Below are 20731 nucleotides of genomic sequence, written 5' to 3'. Positions count from 1 at the left end.
CACGGCATTCTCAACTCAATTCCATTTTTCTTCAATTTCTATTTTTAGGCGAACCTGTCTGACTTTCTGGGACACCATTATACTCCAAGATTTCTTTAATTGCCTTCCACGACTGCTCAAAACAGATCTCATACAGTCCAAATACACCCCTTGATTTTGATGAAAGAATTGGCAAGTGGGATGAGAAAAGATACAGGAAAGGTGGCAGAAAGCCTTATTTTATCAAACTTTGCGGTACGCCGAGATGGATAAAACTCTATGCGGCAGCGGATGCAGATGTCTATTATAACTATGAAGCGTGAGAAAATGAGCTTGTCTGAATGGAGTTGGCCAGGCTCATTTTTCTATAGAAAACCACACCATTGTCAGCTTTAATCGTGTGTGCTTTACTGAGTTGACTTTTTGAGAAAAATCGGGTATACTATAGTAAAGTACACAATCGTTGAAAAATTTGCGTGTGGTTTAGTAGAGGTGAGACAATGCTTGATGAAAAATCAATAAACACTGTCAGGAAGATTTTTTCCAAACACGATAATATAATGACAACTGCTCAACTGGATTCTTATAGAATCTACTATGCTGATATTCAACAACTATTAAACGAGGGCTTCATTGAAAAAATCAAACGGGGCTATTATCACTGGACGGAAACCTATGGCGAACAGGAAGTTAAAATTATCAACCGTCTTTTTCCCGATGCGGTTCTTTGTATGGAAACTGCCCTCTTTTACTATCAGTACAGTGACCGCAATCCTGCCGAGTGGAATATTACGATTGATAAAAATGTCTCCAGAAGCCGTACAAATATCGACTACCCCTTTGTAAAGGCATATCGGGTTGAGCCTATTTTAGTATCTCTCGGCGAAACAAAAGGCAGTATCAATTTTGTTGATGTCCGTATCTACGACCGTGACCGTACCATTTGCGATGTACTGCGGAATATGAACAAAATGGATAAAGAAATTTTTAATAAAGCAATACAAGGGTATGTAAAAGACCCGAAAAAGAATATACCGAATCTGATGGAGTATGCCAAAGTATTGAGAATGCAAAAAAGAGTAAAAGAATTGATTGGAGTGTGGTTGTGATGGCTGATGTAGCGGCATCTGTTTTGGCAAAGCTTAAGAATAAGGCGAAGGCGGCTGGCATCAGCTATCAGCAGTGCCTACAGCTTTTTATACAGGAGGAATTTTTGCGAAAACTCTCGAAGTCTGGATATGATGATACCCTTATTCTCAAGGGCGGATTGTTTATCTATACGCTCACCAATTTTGAAAGCCGAGCAACGATTGATGTGGATTTCCTGCTTCGAAGCGTTTCCAATTCGTTGGATGAAGTAAAAGCCCTTATCCTAAAAATTCTTGCTACGCCTACAGGCAACGATTATATTGAGATGAGTGCAAAAGGGTTTGAGGAAATTTCACCGCAAAGAAAATATCATGGTATCAGCACCCAGATTATCGGAAAGATAAAAAATGTCCGAGTCCCCTTTAATGTGGATATTGGTGTGGGCGATGTGATTGTTCCCCGTGCTGAGCAGCGGATTATCCATACACAGCTTCCCAATTTTGAAGCTCCAGTTATTATGACCTATTCTCTCGAAAGCACCATAGCAGAAAAATTTGACGCTATTCTGCAACGGTTTGAACTAACGGGCAGGATGAAAGACTTTTACGATATTTACTATCTTGCAAGGACTTTTGATTTTGACGGAGCGAAATTGCAGACGGCAATATCCAGAACATTGGAACGGCGAGGGACGCCTTACGATAAGGACAGCTTCAAGCGTATTCTCACGCTTGCCGAAGATGTGGACATGCAAAAGCGGTGGAAATATTTCTTGAAAACCATAAAAGATGATAGGCTTGAGTTTTCGGTGGTTATTGAGGAGATACAGAAATTCCTTGAGACTGTATTTGATGCAATTGTGAATGAGGATGAGTTCCAAAAGATGTGGCGGGCAGAGAGTCAACGTTGGACTTAAGGTGATGATATGAATTTTATTAAAGAAGCACTCGACAATTTAATCAAAGGAAATGCCAGTAGCTTGGATGCCTACCTTCTCAAAGTCTGCAAAAATGAGTATGTCGATTCGACAAAGGCGGAAATGCAAAAATGATGTTCACTCGATGGATATTTCACCTACAATTCTGCAAGAAGTTGATAAGGTTCTGAGTTTGCAGTAATTCACGGTATTAATTTGCTGTCACAATTGACATCATTTCAAAATATATGACCGGTATCTGTCATCCTACCATTCCTTAATAAAACATTTCACCCAAAACATGCTCGTACCTTCACTATATTGATGTTCCTCCAAAACTACAGGCTTGAATCATCTTATCATACCCAGAATTATTCTTATTGAATACTATGCCCACCGAATAAAAAACCATGTTCGGTGGGCCGCTTTGCCACAGGTTGAGACCACAAATGTATAGACGTCACACGGAAATCCAAGCGCTGTGTGATCGATTGGCCAATGTAAGCAAGCGGATCTGAACCGCCACTCAATCTCATCGAAACTTGCCGCCATTACAAGATCGTCCCTGCACAGTCAAGACAGTTTGTAATCGCATCTCTGAAAGTGACTGAATTGTAGGTCGATTCCATATCAATGTATCCCACCTCCCCTTAGTCTCTGTCATTATTATATCCATTCAGGAGCAGTTCGTCAAGATATCGGATAATCTTTGTCCTTGCATGCTTTAGATACTCATAATTCAATTCGTAATAGATCTCAGCTCCCTTTTTATAAGATTTTAATACTAACTCATCTGCAAGAACATAGATCAGCCGGCTTATGGATGTTCTGGATATATGCATAATTCTCGCAATTTGGGATATGGTTTTATTTCCACTTTTGAGACATTCCAATACATCGTGCGTGTATACCTTGCCAAAAACTTGAAGAGCATGGACCGCATTGATATATCCATAGTGAATTCGGTCCTCAATGCAGTGTAACATTAAATACCCAAATAAAAAAACATACTCCCGTTTATCTCTTGTCGAAAAAGTTTGAACGTACGGTTGAATGTAACAGATTGAATAGACCTGTTCCTTTAATCGAATATTCTCCTCAAGTTCATACGATTTGCGAAATAAATTTTGTTGATCCTCGTTTGAAAAAAACTCCCGCAAAATCCGGTTTGATTGAGGCATCCTCTTTACATGATATTGCCGTAATATTACCTGCAAACGGTCAAGATAGGCAAGTAAACTTTTAACTAGATCTGCGAAATGGTAGCAGATATTAGAAAATATTGGGACCAAATTTGCATCCAGATGCAAGGAAACGGTCAGTAGCGATAAACTTCTTGCAATGGTTTCACCATCACCTTTTATGATTTTTTCCGTATCCTCCTCTCCCACTAGATTTTCAAAAAAGTACTTAATGATAAAGCTCTTAAACGCATGAATGTTACATATTTGCTGGCGATATTGTTGATACGTCTTAAAATAATCACTCCACATTTTGGACAAGGGACATGATATTGTTCCATTAAAATAAAAAAAGGGATAGACGTTCGGAGGAACTTCCAGATGGCAGGAAGCCGAAAACTCGCGATAAGCTTGTAATAGTGTGTCTTCGTCTGGGATACCAGTCTCTCTTTTCAAAAATTCCACGGCGGTACTCTTGTTAAAATAAATAACGGAATAACTTATCATATCGTACATAATAGCCGCTTCCGGTGTATTTTTCACAGCCCATTCCTCCAAGTAATTCAAATTACGTAAACAACAGAATGATAGGAGTTATTCAACCATGCCATAGAATAGCTCCCTCACCATCCTGTCCATCCGCTACTGCCGGTACACCACTCGACCTGTCTCTTCCAGCGTCACATACCCGAGATCCACCGCTTTCTTCACGCCCAGCATCACCTTTTCTTCAATGGCGGGGCTGGTTCTGGCAAACCCGAAGAGACGGCAGATCTCCCGGACCAAATCCGACCGCGGCAGGCTCACCTGCTGCTCCAACAGAAAACGAACCGCAGCAGCCAGCTCCTCCGGCGCAATGTCATCCAGATCCCGCCGCAGCTCCTCGCCCTGTTCCGACGGCGGAACGCGAAATCCAGTGTACTGTCTGGGATTCATGCCTTTGGCCCAATAATAGGTGACTCCCATTCCCGTTGTCCGAACCCACGCGCCAAGAGCCCGTATCTCCTGAAAACGAGCTTCAACCCGAGCGCTCAGGCGCTGGATCCCCCACGCGCCCATCAGACGTCGGCAAAGATTGTCCTCGCTGATGGGGCCTTCAATCTCAAGAATCTGCTCCGCCTGGGATAGGATCAACTCATTGTTTTCCGAATCATAAAATTCATCAGGAGAGCCAGCCTCCTGCAATTCTTCAATCCGATATTCTTCCAGTCCGTTGGGCAGCGCTGTCTCCTCCTGATCGAAGGTCTCAAATTCCGTCTTGACTTCTTTCACGCCGGGACGGATTGTTGCATGCTTAATTCCCTTTTCCGCCTCGACGCGCAAAATCTCGTGGATGTGCCGTTCGATCTGGTTCAGCTGCTCGCCCTCGTTCTCCCACCAGTCCAGAATCCACAGGCGGTGGACATGCCAGCCCAGAGACCGCAGGACCGAAATCTGTAACAGATTTCGATCTCTTGATGTCTTGGTATCTCGATAGCGGCTTCCATCCAATAGAATCGCTAAGATATACTCCTCCGGCCTCTTGGGATGGATCACGCCAATATCAATTCGATATTGGGACGTTCCAACGGAAGTCCTAACCTGATACCCCCGCTGCGCGATTTGATTGGCGATCAACCGCAACAGCGCTTCATTTTCCTTGGATACCGGCTCCTCAGGCGCTGGAAGTGCGCGCTTTCCCCGCTTGGCATATTCCAGAAACGCCTTTAACCCTATGACGCCCTCTGCCATAGTCCGCGACAAATCAATCTGTTCAGGCTGCAAAACGGAGTATACAATCATCTCATACCGCGCGCGGGAAACTGCCACGTTGAGGCGGCGCCAGCCTCCAGTTCGATTGAGAGGGCCAAAATTCAGGGCAACCTTTCCCTCCTTGTCCGGCCCGTATCCGATGGAAAACAGGATGACGTCCCGCTCATCCCCCTGCACATTCTCCAGATTTTTAATAAAGATGGGCTCCTCCGCGTTATCATTGAGCTCCTCCAATTCCGGCCGCTCGGAAAAAGCTTCCCAGAGCATGTCGTCAATGAGATTTTGCTGAACGGAGCTAAAGGTTACGACGCCAATGCTCTGCCTGGAGAGAACAGGATCCTGTAAACGGCGGATGATCTCTTCCACCACCGCCCGCGCCTCCTCCAGATTTTGACGGGAGCGTCCTCTGTCATAGTAGCCCTCCACCTCCACCAGCTTCACTTTACTGATGCGATCGTTGGGCGATGGGAACGTCAGCAGCCGATTCTCATAAAACTGACGGTTGCTGAAGGCAATCAAGCTCTCATGCCGGCTGCGGTAATGCCACAACAAATGCTCCTGCGGCATGGCAATGGCAAGACAGTCATCGAGAATGCTTTCCAGATCCTCCTGCTCCATGTTGTCTTCATCCATCTGTCCGGCGGCAAAAAAATTCGTCGGCGGCAGCTGTTTTGGATCTCCCACAATGATCACACTCTTTCCGCGGGCGATGGCGCCAGCCGCTTCACAGGTAGGGAGCTGGGACGCCTCATCAAACACGATAAGGTCAAAGGGCGGATACGTGGGATCAATGTACTGGGCAACCGAGATGGGGCTCATCAGCATACATGGACATAATTTACGAAGCAGATTGGGGATCTTCTCAAATAAACGCCGGATGGGCATCATCCGCCCACCGCTTTTGATGGCCCTCTGCAGGATTCCGATCTCAGAGGAATCCGCCACGCTGACGCCGCTCTGCAAGTGGGGAATCTTAGCGGAAAGCTTGGCGGCCAGTTCACTCCGCGTCAGCTGCTCAAATCGTTTGGTGGTATCCCTGTACTTCGCAATCGCCTCTTCAAACAGGGGACCATTGAAATTCCGAAGGCATTCCACCTCATCTGCGATTTCCTGAGCACATGTCAGGTAAAAGCCTTGATAAAAAGATTCCAGGGCTGTGCCGGCTTGCAGCTGGCCATGTACGATGGCGTCCACCACAGCGCCGAGTCCAATCCCTGTCGCCTGCTCGCAAGCGCGATTCCAGCCGCACCAATCACGGAGACCGCCAATGCCGCTCTGCCAACGCTCCGCCATCTCAAGAGCAGAGGGAACCCAAGCATTCTCCTGCTGGTGAAGCTGCTTAAAATCAATCCCCGCTTCATCTGACAGTTGTTCCTCCATCTCAGCAATATGAAGCCACGCCCTCGTAAGCTCTAAAATACAGCCTCCGGTCTGCCGCCGAAAGACATCCAAATTTTGAAGAGCTCGCTCTGCTGTCCTTTGCAACAGTGTATGTCCCCCTTGGTCCGGCTCAATCTGCACCGCTAGCTCCTGGAGATCCTGAGCCGTGTCGAACATCGCCTCCAAACTCTTCCAATCTGGACGTCCATCCTTCCAGGCATCTCCAAAAAGTTGCCGCCATTCCCCCTGCCGCTCCTGCACAAGTCCCTCTTTATCCCAAAATTCATGCAGGACCGCTAGGCTCTCAGGCGTCCGTTCCTTTTTGTATGCCTTCGGTGTCCGGCTCGCAAGCTTGAACACTTTGTAGACACGGCGCTGCTTGATCCACCTTGGCAGAAACCAACTGGCCTCCGCCATTTTCCAGGTCTTGGCCAGCGATGCCTCGTCCAACTGAAATACCGTATCCTCAAAGGTCTCTTCCAATTCCTCCCTGGCCGCATCTCGCAGCGCTCCCCACTGGCATACCTGCGCGATTGATTCCCTCCATCCCGAGAGATCCTGCCTCCGCAACATGTCGGGAGAAATATAATCCGAGCTCAGAATTTCTTCCAGATAGGAGGCGGTCTTCCCCATCTGTCCATGGGACAGATGGCGGGATGGCAGCCCCAAATATTCCTCTACGGCATTCCAGCCTTCGCCACATATTTGTAGATCTTGGCGCAGTTCCGCAATCATTTTCTTAATCCGGTCCCGAGATGCCCTGGAGTACGCAGATATGGTCATCTCCCGCAGAGGGTGTTCCCCTGGCATTCCACATAGTTTCCAGGCGGCTTGCAAATCCCGCACAGCGTCCTCCCAGGCTTGAAAGGTCTCCCAGGAAAAATCCTCAGGGATCCTCCCAGCAAAATCTATTCCCGCCGGCGCGTCTTTATATTGCTCATAGCGCGCGATGGCCTCATACAGCGAAAATCCGTACCGCCTTTTTTGATGAAGCGCTTTCACATAGCTGTTCAGCTTTTTCCGCTGTCTGGCCAGCCGCACAGCCTGAGTCCTATACTCGTCCTGGGGTTTCACACGGCCAATCTCCAGCGTTTGACGCAGTTGCTCCAATACATCTTTCTTTTTCGCCTTATTGGAATGAAGCTCCAGGCAGAAGGGCGCCAGTCCAATGGCCTCCAATCGCTTCTGTACCACGGACAGCGCCGCCATCTTCTCCGCGATAAATAAGACGGATTTCCCCTGATAGAGAGCATTGGCGATGATATTGGTAATGGTCTGGGATTTGCCGGTGCCCGGTGGGCCATGAAGCACAAAGCTCTTATCCTGACCCGCTGCGCAGATAGCGGCCAGCTGCGAAGAATCCGCGCTGATGGGAACGGCGATATCCGCTGGTGAATATTCGTCATCCAGCGTTGCCGGGTTCGGGAAGTCGACAGTGGGAACCCACTCCAGTTTCCCCGACATAAGGCTGGCTACAATTTTATTCTTCTTAAGGTCCTCCCCTCGGTTCCGAATGTCATTCCACATGATAAAATGGCTAAAGGAGAACATGCCGAGAAACGCTGTCTCCTCCACTTCCCAGCGGGAACACTGGTGAACGGCCTGACGGAGAAGGGCGAATACCTTGCGCAGGTCAACTCCGAAATCATCCCGCGGCAGGGGGTCCAACCCTTCCACCTGGATACCAAAATCCTGCCGCAGCATTTCCAGAAGCGTGATATTCATCTGAGGATCTTCGTCCCTCATCTTCAGCACAAAACGTCCACGCGCTGTCTGGCGGATCAAATCCACTGGGATCAGCACCACCGGTGCATACCGCACTCGTTCACTGACAGGACTCTCATACCATTTAAGAAATCCCAGCGCTAGATATAGCGTGTTGGCCCCATTCTCCTCCAAACTGATTTTAGCCCGCCGGTATAAGGCTGACAGCCGCTCCTGCACCTCCTGCTCGTCCAAAAAGGCGTGGAGCCGCCCTGACTTCAACTCTGACTGGATCAAGACATCAACCGCCCCGGCTTTCGTGTGCAGTTGGTGAAGCTGAATATCTCGCAGCGCCGTGTCCCAGCTGGAAGGCCGTTCCAGTATGTGAAACTCACGTCCCTTCGCCAGGTGATCCTCCAGCCGCTCAGGCTCTGAGATCATGAGCGGAATGGTCTTTTTCGTGACCCGAAAATTCAGAAGTGTATTCCGGAGACTCAAGTCCAGCAAATGGCGTTCCCATATCTGCTGTTTTCCCATGGTTGGCTCCGCATCGGGTATGGCCGTCGCCGGCATATCCATAGACAAGATCCCAGAGGCTCTAGCCCGGTGGATATCCAAGGCCAGGAAAAAGGCAGCTGGCTCCTGGAGATGGTTCCAGGCTGCCTTCCTCGCCGCTGCAAAGTCCAGCTTCGATCCGCTTGTCACGCAGGTTCCCTCTATGACTTCAATCTGGTGAATTCCGTCCTCCATCCGTCCTGTGATTTGCGTCAGATCATCCTGAATCCATTCGGCAAAGCTTTTATCTTCCAGCCAACAGCCTGGAAGAACATGCCCCTCCAGCAAGACCAGCAGAGGATGGAGTCCTACCCTTTCCAGACACGCCGTATAGAGAAGCGCGATCTCCAGACAGGTAGCGGTTCCTCCCCCATGCAAATCCCCGCAAAGCCTCACTTGTCCGCCTGTCTCAAGAGCTCCGGCCGGGAGCGGACAGTATTGAAAGGCTTCCTCCTGCAAACCCTGATAGAGAGCTTCCATCTGCAGCCGGACACTATTGGGATCTCGGCTCTCATAGCCGTTGAAGGTGCGGCCCGACGCTTTCTGCGCTCCTTCCACCAAGGAGGCTATCCTCGGATGCTCCGGGGTGACAAAGGCGCACAAAATTTCCGGCATACTCTGAACCCCGCTCCATTCATTGTAGGGTAGAACGTCAAAGGGCTGCTGCCACTGTCCCAGCAGCTCATCGCCTTTCTGCACGCTCAGCATTAGCCGAAGCTGTGTCCGCTGCGAAAGTTCCCGTAAATACGCCTCCGATAATCGCAGCGGCACTTCCCCAATGTCCAAAAGGCTACCTGCCGGGAGCAGTGCAATCTCCCTCGTCCAGGAATTCCCTACCTCTGACTCCACGCGAACCGTGACGGCGAGATTGGTCAGGTCCACTCCTGTTTGATTCTCCAAAACTAGACTCCGCACCAGCGGCACGTTGTTTTTCTGCGCCGCCAGACTGACGGTGGCGGAATAAACCCCCCGTAAAGCTACTTGATCCTCCATCTCCAACACTCCAGCGGTCATTTCCTTCTCTTACACACAATACGCATCTCAGCCGGTTCGAGTTTTTTAGCCTGAATCAGAACCCGGATAATTCCCTCGTCCCCGGTTCCCCGGATGATAGCCAGGCATTTGCCATGAAAGGCACGTATGACCGTTCCTCTTCGGCTTTTATGGCACATTGGGTTTCCATTGTCCACTCCCACCAATACGCCTGGCCCCTCTACGGCAAATTGGACCTTCATCGAGGCATCCGGGACGATAACCCCATTTTTATCCACAATGTCCACTGCCACATGGGCGATATCCTCTTCGCCAGCAAAAATCTCCTGCTCACACTGAATCTGGAAGCGTTTCGGGCTCTTGGCCGTCCTCGCCGTATCCTCCGCCGCAAGGCTCCCCCCGCGATACGCCAGCACTCGCAATTCACCCGGCTCGTAGGGAACCTGCCACGTCAGATGCAAATCTCCTGTGGTCACCACCCGATTGGGGCGATCATAGCAGCCAAATGCCATATTCATTCCGAGTCTGGGGAACTCATAGCTTTGCCTGCCCAGAAATCGGCCATTTAAGAAAAGCTCCACGTAATCACAATTGGTAAAGCACACGACGGGGATTGGCTCCCCCTCTCGCCCCTCCCAGTTCCAATGAGGGAATAGCTTCACCATGGGCGCTTCCGTCCAAAGGCTCTGATAGAAATAGTATCCCATCTTGGGAAATCCGCATGTATCCATCTGCCCGAAATTCGACGCCACACAAGGCCAGTTTGCCTCGCCCCAATAATCGATCCCAGCCCAGAGAAACGTGCCGGCTACGTGATTCCGCGTCACTGTATATTTCCACATCCGTTCCAGATCCGGCAGACAAGCGCTGTATGGATTCTCCCTGTCCACTTGGTACTCCCCGCGGATCATCCGAACGGCCGAGTCCTCCGTTCCGATAAAGCAGCGTGTAGGATCCGCAACATGATCGGCTTCGGAGGCCAGTTCCCGCCTCTCTCCCCAGCGATCTGCATAATTATAGCCAATCACATCCTGCAGCGCCAAAAATTCTGGTAAAGCCGCTTGTCCATCCTGACTGGCAATGCGGTCGCAGCCCACGGTGACGGGCCTGGCATCCTCCCGCGCAATCAGCTCCTTTAGCTTTGCCAATATCAAGATTCCGTCCGGCTCCGATTGCTCCGGAACCTCATTCCCAGCGCTCCAGATCACAATACAGGGATGATTTCGATCCCTGCGCACTGTAAAAAGTACATCCTGGACAACCGTTTCCTGGAAAAATTCAGACACGCCATAGCGGGTTTGGGTCCCCTTGGGTTTGGTTATCATCCACTCGTCATAGAGTTCTTCCATGACGAGGAAGCCCATCCGGTCGCAGAGATCTAAAAATTCTGGCGACGGCGGATTATGGCTTGTGCGAATGGCGTTGCAGCCCATCTCCTTAAGCAGGGCCAGCCGTCTCTCCAACACCCGCCTTGGAACAGCGGCGCCCACCAGACCGCCGTCATGATGCAGGCAAACCCCCTTCATCAGAGTTGGCTCGCCATTTAGGACAAAACCTTCCCTTGCCGTAAACGCTGCCTCCCGGATCCCAAATGTAGCAACCTGCTCGTCCACCCGCTGTCCATCCACCCAGATGGAGCTTTTCAATGTGTAGACCTGTGGATCTTCCGTAGACCACAGCTTCGGCGCCTGAATCCGCAGAAGCTCATCTAGCAGCCGGACTTCCTCGCCAGCCCTTAGCCTGTACAGCGTCTCCGTCGTCGTGACGTGCTCCCCCTGTGGATCTAAAATCGTATTATACAGTGAAAATTCTATGGCGTCCGGGGCCTCATTGAGAATCACGGCCTCTGCCAGCGGCATGGCAAGGTCGCTTGTGATGACGGGCGTCTCCACCCGCACGCCATAGGGCCGGAAATGAAGTAGGCCGGTAATGATCAGACGCACGCTCCGATACAACCCTGAACCCGTATACCATCTCGATTCCGGCTGATGCGAGTTGTCCACTCGAACGGCCAGACAATTCTGTTCCCGCGTCAGAACCCAGGGGGTGATATCCAGGAGATACCCTGTATATCCATTGGCATGGCGTCCTGCCAGATGTCCATTGACCCATATCTGCGCACACCGGTACACTCCATCAAACCCTAAGAACACCTTGGCTTCACCTGAAGGAGCCTCCACCGCAAAGGTGGTGCGATACCATCCGATTCCCGTAGGCAGATAGCCTCCAGAACCGCCCGCCGCCTCGTCTTCCCGAAAGCTTCCCTCGATGCTCCAATCGTGAGGGACACAGACCGTCTCCCACCGCACATCATCGTAATCCTGTTGCTCAGCCCCCGGGCACTCCCCCCGGCAAAATTTCCAGCTTGTGATCTCCATAACGCCCTCCATTCGGCTTGTCAGTCCAATCTCTACGGTTGGAGTTGTCCTAAAGTTCAAAAAGGTGCCAGGACAATCCTGACACCTTTCATTCGATTCACAAAGTGCTAAATGATGAATCTTGCATCCGCCTCCGGGCGGCTGTCCAATTCTTTCTTCACGTCCTCATACCCTGGACGTCCAAACATGGCGTAGGTGGCGTTCTTTCCACCCTCAACTCCAGGTTGGTCGAAAGCATTGATTTGCAGCAGCTCCCCTGCAAAAGCCGTCGCCACCTCGAACAGATAGAGCAGTTCTCCCATGGTAAAGGCATTGACCTGTGGAACCGTCAACGTCATATTCATCTTACCCGCCTTCAACAGTGCGTACTCTGTTGCCATCTGCTCTGTCTGAATCAGCTGGCTATGGCTGGCTCCGCCCAGGAATCCCAGAGAGGGAATCTCCCCATAAATTTTCGGTATGACAATCTCCTCCCGGTATTGATCCACCCCGAGGAAGACAATCATCTTGTCGAAGGGCCCCTCGGCGTACAGCTGAACCTGGGAATGCTGGTCCGTAACGCCCAGTGCCTTTACGGGAGTCTGTCCAGCGAAGACTTCCTGACCGTCATTGTTATACTTTTTGCCAAGGGACTCAGCCCAGAGCTGGGCAAACCAGTCCGCCATATACTTCAGTGAATCCGCGTAGGGCATCATAACCTGGATGTTCTTGCCCTGCTTCATGGCGAGATAGCTCAAGATCCCATACATATGGCCAATATTGCGGTACGTGTCCTCTTCCTTGCACTGCTCATCCATAAACGCTGCGCCCGCCAGAAGTTCCTTAATATCGATACCGGTCATGGCTGCGGGTAGCAAGCCAACAGGAGTTAGCTCAGAAAAGCGTCCGCCAACACCGGCAGGAATGACGAAGCTCTTATATCCTTCCTGATCGCAGATCGGCCGCAGATTTCCCTTTTCTGCATCCGTGGTGCATACGATATGTTTCGCCGCCTCTTCTTTGCCCAGCTGTTCTTCCAACATGGATTTAATAATCATAAACTGGGACATGGTCTCAGAGGTGCCACCGGACTTGGATGTCACGTTAAACAGCGTCCTGGCCGGATCGATGGTCTGGAACAGGTAGACCAACCGCTCCGGGTCCACATTGTCCGCCACATAAAACTTAGGCCAGCCGCCTCTCTTCTCCTTGGATAGCTCATTATAATAGGGATGATTCAGCGCTTGCTGCAACGCGATAGGCCCCAGAGCGGATCCGCCGATTCCCAGCACGACAAACGCATCAAATTCCTCTTTCGCCCATGCCGCGTATTCCAAAATGTCCTCCACAACTTGATCCTGGTTGTAGGGCAGATCCCTCCAATCCATCCCTCCATTGGCCCGCTTTGCGACCATCGCTTTCTCGGCGTCCTCGATCTCAGCCGCAATGGCCGCAATCTCCTCCTCCTGAATTCCTTTCTCCCCGACAAAGGCCTCCATCATATTGTTAAAATTGAGGCGAAGCTTCATTTTTTCCTGGAAATCTTCGTTCATATACGCAGACATAGGTTACTCCTCCTGTACATAGATTATAGATAACACCAGCTGTTTTGCTCGGCGAATATCGTCATTCTCATATTTTTAATACAAACAAGTATGACCCGCCTAAAGGAGGTCCATCCATGGGTTTTAACCGAAATCACAATCGTGTTGGCCTGCTGGCTTGCGTAGCCGGCATACTCCTCTTCGCCCGATTTCTCTTCCATGAGGGGGCTCTTCAGTGGCTCTTTAATGCGGGCAAACCTCTTATGGTCGCTCTCATCATTATATACCTGCTACAGCCCATCGTCAATTGGCTCAGCCAAAATTTACATCTTCCCCGGGCGCTGGCGGTCCTGGTCAGCTATTGTTTCTTATTGGCCATCCTCGCCTTTGTGGTGGGGACTCTGATCCCCGCCATCGTGACCAACGTGGCAGAGATTCTGCCGAAGGATTATACCGCGCTGCTGGATCACATCGCCGCCATGCCCTGGATCCGCAATGTGATCCATAGCGGGCTGCCTCAGAAATTGGCACAGAATATACCGGAACTGCTAAGCCGGTATGTATCACCCCTGATGAAATACTCCACCAATCTCTTGGGATCGGTGGCAAGCTTCTTTGAAGTTCTGAGTTTTTTCTTTCTCTCCCTCTTCATGGCGTATTATGCCTTAAAAGATTCCTCAGGACTGGGTTGTAGCATTGCAAAATTTTTATACAAAACCATCCCGGTTCGGGTGGCGGATCGACTCTTGAATTTTCTAGAAATTATAAACGAAGCCCTGCGGAATTTCATCACAGGAAAATGTATTGCCTGCTTTATTTTAGGTATGATCGCATATATTTCCATTCTGCTGGTCAATCTGATCTTCCGCCTTGAAATTCCTTACCCGGGTCTCTTTAGCTTCCTAATCGGTATCACCAATATAATCCCTTACATCGGCCCCTTGCTCGGCGCGCTCCCCTGTCTTCTGCTTTCGCTTTTTGAAGGCGTGCCGGAAACGATAGCGGTGCTGGCCATCATCATCGCCGGGCAGCAGCTAGACAATTTTTTGATCGGGCCCAAAATTCTTGGGGATCTGTCCGGCGTCAGCCCTTTCTGGGTTTTAGCTTCTGTCACCTGCGGCGGACTTCTCTTCGGCGGGGTTGGGATGATCTTAGCCGTTCCCGCAGCGCAGGTGGCCTGCACTCTGATTACAGAATATCAGCGAAGCCGGGAGCCAAATTCGGAGGGATTCCTTGGGCAGATTCCGCCCCGCTTCTCCCATCTTCGTCCTAAGGTTTCAAGGCATTCGTAGCGCTATGAACCGGTGCATGGGACTTCCCTCTTTGTTCGATTGTACCATATCCGGCTTCTTTTTACAATTTGTCAAAATCCATAATCTTCATCAAAGGCCCCTATTCTCTTTGTGCGACATCCCAGGATAAAGAAATTAGAATGCAAAAATTCCTATGGATTGTGATGCCTCCTTCCTGCGGAATGCATATTTTTTGAGAATCAACCCAAAATAGTATACGTTTCCTAAGCGTATTGCATTCATTTGACAGACTCGAAAGGACGTGACTTTATTGTTCAAAGGAAAAATTTCCATTATCGGGGATGGCCTAGTGGGGTCGACAACTGCCTATACCTTGATGCTCGGCGCGGTTGCCTCCGAGATCGTTATTCTCGATATCAACCGGGATAAAGCCGAGGGCGATGTTTTGGATATGAACCACGGCATGTCATTTATCTCGCCTATGACCATTGTCGCCGGTGACTATGAGCAGATCCGCGGTTCCGACATCGTCATCATCACCGCCGGTGCAAACCAAAAGCCTGGCGAGACAAGAATCGCTCTTCTGCAGCGGAATACGGCTATCTTCAAAGATATCATTCAGCAGATCACAAAATACTGTCATGACGATACCATTCTGTTGGTCGTCACCAATCCTGTGGACATCCTCACCTATATCACCTACAAGCTCTCGGATTTTTCTCCCCATAAAGTTATCGGTTCAGGGACGGTGCTGGATACATCCCGCCTTAAATATATGATTGGGGAGCGCGCAAAGGTGGATCTCCGGAACGTCCACACCTATATTATTGGTGAGCACGGGGATTCCGAGGTGGCGGCCTGGAGCTCCACCAGCATTGCCGGTATGAGCCTCGATGAATTCTGCAAGTCGTGTAAACGCTGTGATGGATGCGGCCTGGACGACACGGATAAGCTCTACCAGGCTGTCAAAAACGCCGCCTACGAGATTATAGGGAAGAAAGGGGCTACCTTTTACGCTGTGGCTTTGGCCGTGCGCCGAATCGTGGAATGTATTATTGGCAATGAGAATTCCATCCTCACGGTCTCTACGCTGATGCAAGGTGAGTACGGGGTCAAAGACGTCTGCCTGAGCCTGCCGACCATCGTTGACCATGAAGGCGTGGAAAAAGTGTTGGAAATTCAGTTGGATGATTTGGAAACCGCCGCATTTCGAGACTCTGCCCAAAAACTGAGAAAGCTCGCAAAAGAAATCGGATTTTAAGAGGAGATGGGGCTGTCCTGAAAACGTAGTTCAGCGACAGCCCCCTTTTTGCACGCCGGCGAGGCGAAAAACGACTGCGTCCAGCGGGCACACAGCGACAAATTCCTCCACTCCACCTTCGAAACGACCATGCCGGCAGTGAAACGACATTCAAAATGCACGCCGGCGAGCAGTCTTCCAAATATATGTAGGAGCAGAACGATCCTTTTCCCGACAGTATATGTTTTGTTTATTGAACAGGCGAAAGGTCCTCTCTCCGCCTCTTATAAATTTCGTTTTGAATAAAGTAAATATAGGGTACGCCTAAATTGGTTTCGATCAGGGAATTGACAATGAGCGGACCAATGCCCGCAGGCCGGATCCCACAGAGAAGTAGCGCTGCCTCCCAGCCAAATTGTACCCCAATGCCCGTGGCGAGAAGCCACAAGACGTTGATTCGCTTCCCCTGATCCCGCACCGCCATGTTGTACACGCAAACAATCGCGTAGCCTACAAACAGAATGGCGGCCATAACCCCGTGATAGGAAGCGGTTCCCCGGCTGATCTCAATGGCCTGAAAGCTCCCTCCAAAGTTTTGGCTGAGCAGGCCGCTGCACATCCATCCCGCTACAATAAGCAGCGTAAATTCCTTAAAGTATAGGTCCCGATTCAGCCATACCCATATCCATACAAAGTTGGTAAATCCAAAACTCATACTTAACCAGAACAAGAATACGGCGGGATTCGCTCCCACAACCTGCCTCGTTCCCAAGGCCAAATAGAAAATCCCGTAATCCACTGCGAAATAAAGCAGTCCGCCCGCCACTCCAAACAAAAATGTAAGCCTTCGCTTCTTGATCAGCAACAAAATGGCGAGCAGGGTCAGAATTACAACATCCACGATGATGTATAGCGTGTTCATGGAACGCGCCGCGATGATCTCTCCCATGAAACTCCTCCTGGATTCTGTCATTTTTCTATCATAACAGGAGTATACATTTTTGTAAAGTGCGTATTTTTAACGGTCATACCATTTTGACTGCTCATGATACAGCCTTGCATAGACCCTATTATTTTTAATCAGTTCATCGTGTGTCCCATCCCCTACAATTCTTCCCTTATCAAAAACTATAATCCTTTGCGCCAGTGCGGCAACGGAGATTCGGTGAGTTACAAATACAACAGTCCTATCCCCCGCTAAATCAATATACTTTTGGAATATCTCAGATTCTGCTAACGGATCAAGATTGCTGGTCGGTTCATCAAGAACAATTATGCTCCTATTTCGATAATATGCCCTGCTGATTGATAATTTTTGCCATTGCCCGCCTGAGATATCGCGTCCGCCGACGTCCTTCCCTAGAAGCTCGTTTTTCATTGCAGCGCTGATGCCCCCAAATTCCAAAGCTTCCTCAATCCGCTTTTCGTTGCGCGGCCTATGCGTGTCCCCCAAATACACATTGTCCCCAACGGTAAACGTTGTATATTTGGATGGCAACTGGACGACACAACTTGTAGCCGAGAATTTGCTTTCACAGCTTAACAGGGCGGAATCCAGACCATTAAAGGAAATCAAACCCTTTGATGGCTCCAATATCCCTGTCAGTAAGTTGACAAACGTGGTCTTTCCGGCTCCGTTTTCCCCTACTAACGCCACTCTTTCTCCTCTGCGGATCGTAATGTTGATATCATCTAAAACGGCCTGATCCGTCATGGGATACCGATATGAAACCGTATTGAATTGTATCTGCTCTATGGTTAGATTCGGATCTTCCTTATTTTCTTCCAAGCCTTCCTTCAAATCCATAATTTGAAAAAATGTCGTTGCCTCATTGCGTTTCGATACGAACTGGGCGATCCCCGTGATAAGGCTCCCTACGTCCGATAGTAGAGTTGATATCAAGGATAAAACCGCACTCAAGGCGCCGACCGTGATTTTGCCAGCCGTCATTAACAGGATCGCGAGAAAACAGGCTCCAATATTGGCCAGATTGGTGATGAAAGAAGTAAGGCAATTTAGTATCGTACTGCTGCGGTAAAGTTTTTTTTCGTTTTTGGTATAGTGTTCGATCTGTTTCTTCCATTTATCATAAAAAAAATCGTGCAGCCCCATTGTCTTAATCTCTTTTGCCCCGGCGCCGAGCATGATATCTTGATAATAGTTTGCTTTGCGCTGAAGCTTTGAATTATCTTGAATAAATTTGTACCGAATTTTTTCATCGACGAAAATGGTAAAAAAAACTGGTAAAGGCAGGACAAGTAAGATGAGACACAGCCAGGGGCTATAGATATACAAAGTAGCTGCAATCGAGATGACGGATATGGCTTTCGCTACAATGGCATAGCTTTGCTGCATAACCGCTTTGCTGATTCCATTCCCTCGAGAATTCATAAATTGCATATTTCGATTCACGATATCATTCATCTGGGGGACTTCCCAATATTCATATTGAATCCGGTTGAGTTTTCGGTATACATTGGAGAGAATACGCTCTTGAAAACGGTTTTCCTGTACAATATTAAACTGCTCGATGTCTTCCTGCCCTTCAAGACAGCGATATAATATATCCGTCACAATATTGATGAGATAATAGCCTAGAAGAAGCAAAAGAACCCCTATTAACGATTCATAGGGCACTTCACCCGATAATGAGTCCACATATCGCCCCCACAGGACAGCAGACAGTGGGCGTAGCAGAGACAACAGAATATAAAGCCCTAAATAGAGTAGCGCAACTGTTTTTGAATTCTTTACAACATATATCCACATTCTCACAAGATTCTTTAGAGCAGGCTTTTGTGTTGATAGGATATCATTTTCAATGGCCGTTGTTCGGTCAGACATATCAATCCCTCCGTTTTTTCATGGCTGTATAGAAAGTGAACATCATGACTCGCAAGATTTATACCAGTGTTTCTGGGCATTAAACATACTTGCATATAATCCGTCAGCGGCTACTAATTCTTCATGGCTGCCGCTCTGCACAATTTTCCCGCCTGCTATCACTAGAATTCTATCACAAATCGCGGTGGAGCCTAGACGATGGGTGATAAACAGCGAAGTTTTACCGTCCGCCAACTTTGCGAAATCTTGATACAGCTTGCTCTCTGCAATAGGGTCCAGCTGACTTGTGGGTTCATCTAATATCAATACTTTTTTATCCCCCAAAAAGGCTCGGGCCATGGCAATCCTTTGCCACTGCCCCCCAGATAGATCAACGCCCTCATCAAACATGCGCCCAAGAATGGTATCCCAGCCATTAGGAAAGGTTTTAATGAAATCATAGGCGCCAACATTTTGTGCCGCTTCCTGGATTGCTTGTTCTGGATATGTATGATGGATGTCACCTACCGCAATATTTTCTTTTACCGTCATGTTATATCGCATGAAGTCTTGAAAAACCGTTCCATACAGTTGTGAAATTTTCGAAGAAGATCGCAGGTCGTCCATCGACTGCCCTCCAACTAAAATCTCACCCTTATCGGGAGTGAATAGCCCGAGAAGCAATTTGATCATCGTGGTTTTCCCTTCTCCGTTTTCCCCTACGATCGAAACTTTTTCTCCATCTTGGATTTTAAAAGATAAGCCCTTGAGAATATCCTGATCCGTTCCAGGGTAGCGAAACCATACATCTCGAAATTCGATGGAACCGTCTGTTGGCAATTCCGTATCGTTCCCCTCAGGCTCTTCTGAAAGATCAAAAAAGCGTTCATAATATTCAAAGGTATTTGCATGATAAGGGCCGCCGCTCAGTATAACCGTCATCTTGTTTAAGTCTTTATACATAGAACCAAATATGAGTAAAGACAGGGACACTAGCATTCCTAAACCTATGCGCTGGCCAATGTACATCCACAAGAGTGCGAGTACATTCAAAATAATCGAAATGCGCGCCAAATTTCCACTTGTCAAAATTTTTCTCAAGTGCTTTCTATAATATTTTTCATATTCGCGATTCCGCCGATTCTGTCTAGTTTGATATTCGGAAACCAAATACTCCGATGCCTGGTGAAGTCGATTTTCCTTTACCACCTCTCGAGTACTTAAGAATTTTCCAAGAATTCCATTGCTGTAATCCATGCTCCAATAGGCTTCCATCTCATTATAAATTTCATAATTTAATCCGAGGGAAAAATAGAACTCCACCAAAAAAGGGATCAAAACTGTGAAAACCAACCACCATTCCGCTTGTGCCAAAAGATAAAATGATCCTACAACAGAAACCAGTGACGTAATGGTCGAGGTAAAATACATAGGAAAAAGCATTCTTGCTGCATTTTCAGTCCGATTGAAGGCTTTATCGATAATCTCCATTGATTGCGGACTTTCAAAGTGCTCATATTTTAACTTCTTTAGCTTTTTGATCATTTTCGAGCGAAAGGTTGTGCGCAACGCAAGTTGAGTGCGGGGCTGTACAAAACTTTGAACATATAGACTGACTAAACTTGGGATTAAGGAAATAGCCAAAAACAAGATTAGGAATGGAACCATATGGGGGAGAGGGAGGGTTCCGCTGGCCACACGCATTCCATTCTCAATAATTTGGTTGATACTCCATGTCATCAGCGGTGGACAACAACCTTGAACAAAGGATACAATGATTGTGCTCGCCAACAGCAATGGGCTGTCCTCTTTTAAAATATGAAGTAAATATCGATATGCATGGCAAATTCTTTTTACTTTTTCCATAGCTTCCTCCAATTTCGCTCGGCCCTCATCATCTTGCATCCCCGGCAAGGGCAATAAAGCGGACAACGGTTGGTGGGTTCTTTTAAATAGTGCAACCT

The 20731-nt window shown here is 48.6% G+C and carries 11 protein-coding genes; 4 read left to right on the top strand and 7 right to left on the bottom strand.

Annotation, left to right across the window (positions count from 1 at the left end; all coding sequences use genetic code 11):
• Positions 1-479: 479 nt before the first annotated feature.
• Positions 480-1088 carry a type IV toxin-antitoxin system AbiEi family antitoxin domain-containing protein gene (locus tag H8730_RS09010; protein ID WP_177717919.1) on the top strand — a complete coding sequence of 203 codons (609 nt, stop codon included), beginning with the start codon at positions 480-482 and terminating at the stop codon, positions 1086-1088.
• Positions 1088-1984 (top strand): nucleotidyl transferase AbiEii/AbiGii toxin family protein, encoded by an 897-nt coding sequence (locus H8730_RS09005; RefSeq protein WP_177717921.1) that lies wholly within the window; start codon positions 1088-1090, stop codon positions 1982-1984. Before H8730_RS09010 ends, H8730_RS09005 begins: the two co-directional genes overlap by 1 nt.
• Positions 1985-2634: 650 nt before the next feature.
• Here the strand turns inward: H8730_RS09005 and H8730_RS09000 are convergent.
• The 4 genes from H8730_RS09000 to H8730_RS08985 form a co-directional block, all read right to left on the bottom strand.
• A complete protein-coding gene (locus tag H8730_RS09000; RefSeq protein ID WP_177717923.1) occupies positions 2635-3708 on the bottom strand; it encodes an ArsR/SmtB family transcription factor in 1074 nt (357 codons plus the stop codon).
• Positions 3709-3807: 99 nt separating this feature from the next.
• A complete protein-coding gene (proA, locus tag H8730_RS08995) occupies positions 3808-9549 on the bottom strand; it encodes an anti-phage protein ProA (RefSeq protein WP_177717925.1) in 5742 nt (1913 codons plus the stop codon).
• A 17-nt stretch (positions 9550-9566) separates the two neighbouring features.
• Positions 9567-11927, bottom strand: a complete 2361-nt coding sequence (locus H8730_RS08990) for a glycoside hydrolase family 2 TIM barrel-domain containing protein (RefSeq protein WP_177717927.1) — start codon at positions 11925-11927, stop codon at positions 9567-9569.
• A gap of 107 nt (positions 11928-12034) precedes the next feature.
• A complete protein-coding gene (locus H8730_RS08985; RefSeq protein ID WP_177717929.1) occupies positions 12035-13471 on the bottom strand; it encodes a glucose-6-phosphate isomerase in 1437 nt (478 codons plus the stop codon).
• Between the two features lie 116 nt (positions 13472-13587).
• On the opposite strand from H8730_RS08985, the gene H8730_RS08980 reads away from it, so the two are divergent.
• Together H8730_RS08980 and H8730_RS08975 are read left to right on the top strand one after the other, a co-directional pair.
• Positions 13588-14742: an AI-2E family transporter gene (locus H8730_RS08980; RefSeq protein WP_177717931.1), complete on the top strand. Its 1155-nt coding sequence runs from the start codon at positions 13588-13590 to the stop codon at positions 14740-14742.
• 271 nt (positions 14743-15013) lie between these two features.
• Entirely contained in the window at positions 15014-15964 is a 951-nt protein-coding gene (locus tag H8730_RS08975) for an L-lactate dehydrogenase (RefSeq protein ID WP_177717933.1), read from the top strand.
• A gap of 229 nt (positions 15965-16193) precedes the next feature.
• Here H8730_RS08975 and H8730_RS08970 read toward each other — a convergent pair whose 3' ends face one another.
• From H8730_RS08970 to H8730_RS08960, 3 genes are all read right to left on the bottom strand, one after another.
• Positions 16194-16892: a hypothetical protein gene (locus H8730_RS08970; protein WP_249289742.1), complete on the bottom strand. Its 699-nt coding sequence runs from the start codon at positions 16890-16892 to the stop codon at positions 16194-16196.
• Between the two features lie 69 nt (positions 16893-16961).
• Complete coding sequence (locus H8730_RS08965; RefSeq protein WP_177717937.1) at positions 16962-18788, bottom strand: ATP-binding cassette domain-containing protein; 1827 nt, start codon at positions 18786-18788, stop codon at positions 16962-16964.
• Between the two features lie 42 nt (positions 18789-18830).
• Positions 18831-20633, bottom strand: coding sequence for an ABC transporter ATP-binding protein (locus tag H8730_RS08960; RefSeq protein WP_177717939.1), 1803 nt, complete (start codon positions 20631-20633; stop codon positions 18831-18833).
• Between the last annotated feature and the right edge of the window lie 98 nt (positions 20634-20731).

Source organism: Bianquea renquensis (assembly GCF_014384895.1).
In the GTDB taxonomy this organism is placed as follows: Bacteria; Bacillota; Clostridia; order Lachnospirales; family Bianqueaceae; genus Bianquea; species Bianquea renquensis.
Note: the sequence above shows the minus strand (reverse complement) of the source record. Positions and strands in the feature narration are given on the sequence as shown.

What these genes read in the sequence shown, in the direction of transcription:
- H8730_RS09010 (WP_177717919.1), top strand. Translation starts at nt 480, where the DNA reads ATGCTTGATGAAAAATCAATAAACACTGTCAGGAAGATTTTTTCCAAA.
- H8730_RS09005 (WP_177717921.1), top strand. Translation starts at nt 1,088, where the DNA reads ATGGCTGATGTAGCGGCATCTGTTTTGGCAAAGCTTAAGAATAAGGCG.
- proA (WP_177717925.1), bottom strand. Translation starts at nt 9,549, where the DNA reads ATGGAGGATCAAGTAGCTTTACGGGGGGTTTATTCCGCCACCGTCAGT.
- H8730_RS08990 (WP_177717927.1), bottom strand. Translation starts at nt 11,927, where the DNA reads ATGGAGATCACAAGCTGGAAATTTTGCCGGGGGGAGTGCCCGGGGGCT.
- H8730_RS08985 (WP_177717929.1), bottom strand. Translation starts at nt 13,471, where the DNA reads ATGTCTGCGTATATGAACGAAGATTTCCAGGAAAAAATGAAGCTTCGC.
- H8730_RS08980 (WP_177717931.1), top strand. Translation starts at nt 13,588, where the DNA reads ATGGGTTTTAACCGAAATCACAATCGTGTTGGCCTGCTGGCTTGCGTA.
- H8730_RS08970 (WP_249289742.1), bottom strand. Translation starts at nt 16,892, where the DNA reads ATGGGAGAGATCATCGCGGCGCGTTCCATGAACACGCTATACATCATC.
- H8730_RS08965 (WP_177717937.1), bottom strand. Translation starts at nt 18,788, where the DNA reads ATGTCTGACCGAACAACGGCCATTGAAAATGATATCCTATCAACACAA.
- H8730_RS08960 (WP_177717939.1), bottom strand. Translation starts at nt 20,633, where the DNA reads ATGGAAAAAGTAAAAAGAATTTGCCATGCATATCGATATTTACTTCAT.